Annotated in this window: 3 protein-coding genes; 2 read left to right on the plus strand and 1 reads right to left on the minus strand. The window is 71.3% G+C overall.

The features are described 5' to 3' along the window. Positions 1 to 614: hydroxymethylbilane synthase (gene hemC / locus AC27IQ_RS18870; RefSeq protein ID WP_487090387.1), on the minus strand; the 614-nt coding region annotated here is incomplete at its 3' end. 155 nt (positions 615 to 769) lie between these two features. On the opposite strand from hemC, the gene ppc reads away from it, so the two are divergent. Beyond that, positions 770 to 3,637 (plus strand): phosphoenolpyruvate carboxylase, encoded by a 2,868-nt coding sequence (gene ppc, locus AC27IQ_RS18875; RefSeq protein ID WP_317351906.1) that lies wholly within the window; start codon positions 770 to 772, stop codon positions 3,635 to 3,637. Between the two features lie 126 nt (positions 3,638 to 3,763). Continuing rightward, positions 3,764 to 4,808, plus strand: a 1,045-nt coding sequence (locus tag AC27IQ_RS18880; protein WP_487090388.1) for a YccS/YhfK family membrane protein, incomplete at its 3' end; no start/stop codon positions are given.

Raw genomic sequence — 4,808 nt, forward strand, 5'->3', positions numbered from 1 at the left:
AGCGCGCCCTGGCCGGCGGCGGGCAGCATCTCGGCGGGCTCGAACGTGGCGCGGATGCGGTCGTCCAGGCCCAGGCGCTTCAGGCCCGCGGCGGCGAGCACGATGGCGTCATACAGCCCTTCGTCGAGCTTGCGCAGGCGGGTGTCGAGGTTGCCGCGCAGCGGCTCGATCTTCAGGTCGGGCCGCAGGGCCTGCAGCAGCACCTGGCGGCGCAGGCTGGAGGTGCCCACCACCGCGCCCTGGGGCAGGTCGGCCAGGCGCGCGAAGCGGTTCGAGACGAAGGCATCGCGCGGGTCCTCGCGCTCCATCACGGCGGCCAGGTGAAAGCCGTCGGGCAGCTCCATCGGCACGTCTTTCAGCGAATGCACGGCGATGTGCGCGCGGCCTTCCTCCAGCGCCACTTCCAGCTCCTTCACGAACAGGCCCTTGCCGCCCACCTTGCTGAGCGTGCGGTCCAGGATCTGGTCGCCCTTGGTGGTCATGCCGAGCAGCGTCACGGTGTGGCCGCGTGCCTGCAGCAGGGCGCGCACGTGCTCGGCCTGCCACAGGGCCAGGCGGCTTTCGCGGGTGGCGATCACGAAGGGGAAATGGGTGGGGGTTTCGAAGGGGTTCATCGCGGTAGGAGGGCCGCCGGGCACGGGCGCAAGGCCGGGGGGTGCGCGGGGCGGGTGCGCCGGGCGGCGCGGGCAGCGGGGATGCTAGCATGGGCCCGCAGCAGCCGCCGCCCTCTGTCCATAATGCGCCCGAGCGCGCAGGAGACCTTTTCCGCATGAACGCGACCCCCCGCAAGACCGACGCCGCGCCCGCACCGGCCGCCCCTCGCAGGACCGACAAGGACCTGCCGCTGATCCAGGACATCCGGCTGCTGGGCCGCATCCTGGGCGACGTGATCCGCGAGCAGGAAGGGGTCGCCGCCTACGACCTCGTGGAGCAGGTGCGCAAGCTGTCGGTGGCCTTTCGACGCGATGCCGACCAGGAGGCCGACAAGGCGCTCAAGAAGCTGCTCAAGGGCCTGTCGGGCGACCAGACGGTCAGCGTGATCCGCGCCTTCACCTATTTCAGCCACCTGGCCAACCTGGCCGAGGACCGCCACCACATCCGCCGCCGCACCGTGCACGAGCGCGCAGGCAGCGCCCAGGAGGGCAGCATCGAGGTGGCGCTGGCGCGCATGCGCTGGGCGGGCATCGCGCCGCGCACCATCTCGCAGACGCTGGCCAGGAGCTACGTGGCGCCGGTGCTCACCGCCCACCCGACCGAGGTGCAGCGCAAGAGCATCCTGGATGCCGAGCGCGACATCGCCCAATTGCTGGCCGAGCGCGGCGACATCCAGGTGCGCGCCCAGCTGTACAACAGCGCCAAGGACGCGCTCACCCCGCGCGAGCTGGCGGCCAACGAGGCGCGGCTGCGCGCCCGCGTGGCCCAGCTGTGGCAGACGCGCCTGCTGCGCTACACCAAGCTCACCGTGGCCGACGAGATCGAGAACGCGCTGTCGTACTACGAATCGACCTTCCTGCGCGAGATCCCCAAGATCTATGCCGATCTGGAGCGCGAACTGGGCAACCAGCCCGTGGCGAGCTTCCTGCGCATGGGCCAGTGGATCGGGGGCGACCGCGACGGCAACCCCAACGTCAGCGCGGCCACGCTCTCGCTGGCGCTGGGCCGGCAGGCCGAGGTGGCGCTGCGCCACTACCTGACCGAGGTGCACTTCCTGGGCGGCGAGCTGTCGCTGTCGGCCCGGCTGGTGCAGGTCTCGCCCGACATGCAGGCCCTGGCCGAGCGCTCGCCCGACCACAGCGAGCACCGCCAGGACGAGCCGTACCGCCGCGCGCTCACCGGCATCTACGCCCGGCTGGCCGCCACGCTGCGCAACCTGACCGGCGGCGAGGCCGCGCGCCATGCCGTCGCGCCGCAGAACCCCTATCCCGATGCCGAGGCCTTTCTGGCCGACCTGCGCGTGATCGAGGCCTCGCTGCGCTCGCACCGCGGCGCGGCGCTGGCCGCCGAGCGCCTGCACCCGCTGGTGCGCGCGGTGGAGGTGTTCGGCTTTCACCTGGCCACCGTGGACCTGCGCCAAAGCTCCGACCAGCACGAGAAGGTGATCGCCGAGCTGCTGGCCACGGCGCGCGTGGAGCCCGATTACGCGGCCCTGCCCGAGGCCGACCGCCGCGCGCTGCTGCTGCGCCTGCTGGCCGATGCCCGGCCGCTGCGCGTGGTGGGCGCCACGTATTCCGAGCACACCACGGGCGAGATCGCCATCTTCGAGACGGCGCGGCAGATGCGCGAGCGCTTCGGCCCGCAGGCCATCCGCCACTACATCATCAGCCACACCGAAACCGTGAGCGACCTGCTCGAAGTGCTGCTGCTGCAAAAGGAAGTGGGGCTGATGCACGGCACGCTCGATGCCGTGCCGCCCGTGCCGGGCAGCGGCGCTCGCGCCGCCACCACCGACCTCATCGTGGTGCCGCTGTTCGAGACCATCGAAGACCTGCGCAACGCCGCGCCCATCATGCGCGAGCTGTACGCCGTGCCCGGCTTCGCCGCGATGGTGCAGGCCAGCGGCGCCGAGCAGGACATCATGCTGGGCTACAGCGACAGCAACAAGGACGGCGGTATCTTCACCAGCAGCTGGGAGCTGTACCGCGCCGAGATCGCGCTGGTGGAGCTGTTCGACGAACTGGCGGCCAGCCACCGCATCCAGCTGCGCATGTTCCATGGCCGCGGCGGCACCGTGGGCCGCGGGGGCGGCCCGAGCTACCAGGCCATCCTGGCGCAGCCGCCCGGCACCGTGCGCGGGCAGATCCGCCTGACCGAGCAGGGCGAGGTCATCGCCTCCAAATACGCCAACCCCGAGATCGGCCGGCGCAACCTGGAAACCCTGGTCGCCGCCACGCTGGAGGCCACGCTGCTGCAGCCCACCAAGCCCGCCACCAAGGACTTCCTGGAGGCGGCGGCGCAGCTGTCGGTGGCCAGCATGGGCGCCTACCGCGCGCTGGTGTACGACACCCCGGGCTTCACCGATTACTTCTTCAACTCCACGCCCATCCGCGAGATCGCCGAGCTGAACATCGGCTCGCGCCCGGCCTCGCGCAAGCCCAGCCAGCGCATCGAAGACCTGCGCGCCATTCCCTGGGGCTTCAGCTGGGGCCAGTGCCGGCTCACGCTGCCGGGCTGGTACGGCTTCGGCGCCGCGGTGGAAGCCTTTGTCAGGCAGCCCGGCCAGGACCCCAAGGCGCAGATGGCCCTGCTGCAGAAGATGTACCGCCAGTGGCCGTTCTTCGGCACGCTGCTGTCCAACATGGACATGGTGCTGGCCAAGAGCGACCTGGCCCTGGCCTCGCGCTACAGCGAACTGGTGGCCGACACGCGCCTGCGCAAGAAGGTCTTCGGCGCCATCGAGGCCGAGTGGCAGCGCACGGCCGATGCGCTCACCCGCATCACCGGCGACAAGCACCGCCTGACGCACAACACCGCCCTGGCCCGGTCGATCCGCCACCGCTTTCCGTACATCGACCCGCTGCACCACCTGCAGGTCGAACTGGTGCGCCGCTGGCGCGGCGGGCAGGGCGACGAGCGCGTGCAGACCGGCATCCACATCTCGATCAACGGCATCGCGGCCGGGCTGCGCAACACCGGCTGACGGCGGGGGATTGGGCGCGGCACGGGAGGGGCTGCGTGCCGTGGTATGGAATCTGCTTGGGTTCCCGCCATCCGGCGCGGGCCCGCGCCATGGTTTTTTCTTTCTCTCTCCGGGGTTGATGCGATCTTGAAAACGGCAATGGCAGGGTGGGCAAGGCGCCTGTGGGCGCAGGATGCGCTGGTGTACGGCGTGCGCGTGTTCATCGCGCTGAGCGGCGCCATGGCCGTGTGCTGGTGGCTGGACCGCGTGCCGCTGGTGACGCCGATCTTCCTGGGCATCATCGCCAGCGCCATCGCCGAGACCGACGACAACTGGCGCGGCCGGCTGCGGGCGCTGCTCGTCACGCTGGCCTGCTTCGCCACCGCCGCGTTCTCGGTCGAGGCCCTGATGCCGTGGCCCCTGTGGTTCGTGGCGGGCATGGCCGTGTCCACCTTCGGCTTCACCATGCTCGGCGCCGTGGGCGAGCGCTACCGCGCCATCGCGCTGGCCACGGTCATCCTGGCGCTCTACACCGCCATCAGCGTGGCGCCCGGCTCCCAGCGCGGGGGCGGCCCGGCCTTGGGCTTCAGCGTGCCCACCTGGCTGCTGGCCGGCGCCACCTGGTACGGCCTGCTGTCGCTGCTGTGGTGCGCGCTGTTCCCGCACCAGCCCGTGCGCCAGAACCTCGCCAAGCTCTACGGCGTGCTCGGCGCCTACCTGCGGCTCAAGGCCAGCCTGTTCGAGCCCGTGCGCGGCGTGGACGTGGAGCGCCGGCGCCTGGCGCTCGCCCAGACCAACGGCCGCGTGGTGTCCGCCCTCAACACCACCAAGGAAAGCATCTTCAGCCGCCTGGGCGCGCGCCGCGAGGCGCCGCCCCCCACCGGCCGGCTGCTGCGCCACCTGAACCTGTACTTCATCGCGCAGGACATCCACGAGCGCGCCAGCTCGTCGCACCACCACTACAACGACTGGGCCGACGTGCTGTTCCACAGCGACGTGCTCTACCGCTGCCAGCGCGTGCTGCAACTGCAGGGCGTGGACTGCACCCGTCTGGCCGAGGCCCTGCAGACGCACGAGCCCTTCGTGCGCGACCCCGCCGGCGAGCGCGCCATGGCCGACCTGCACGACTCCATCGCCCACCTGGAAAGCCAGCGCCAGAGCGCCTGGCAGCGGCCGCTGCGCAGCCTGCGCG

Source organism: Acidovorax sp. KPB24-07 (genome assembly GCF_057543315.1).

Excerpts from the sequence above, each read along its gene's own strand:
- ppc (WP_317351906.1), top strand. The coding sequence starts at position 770 with ATGAACGCGACCCCCCGCAAGACCGACGCCGCGCCCGCACCGGCCGCC.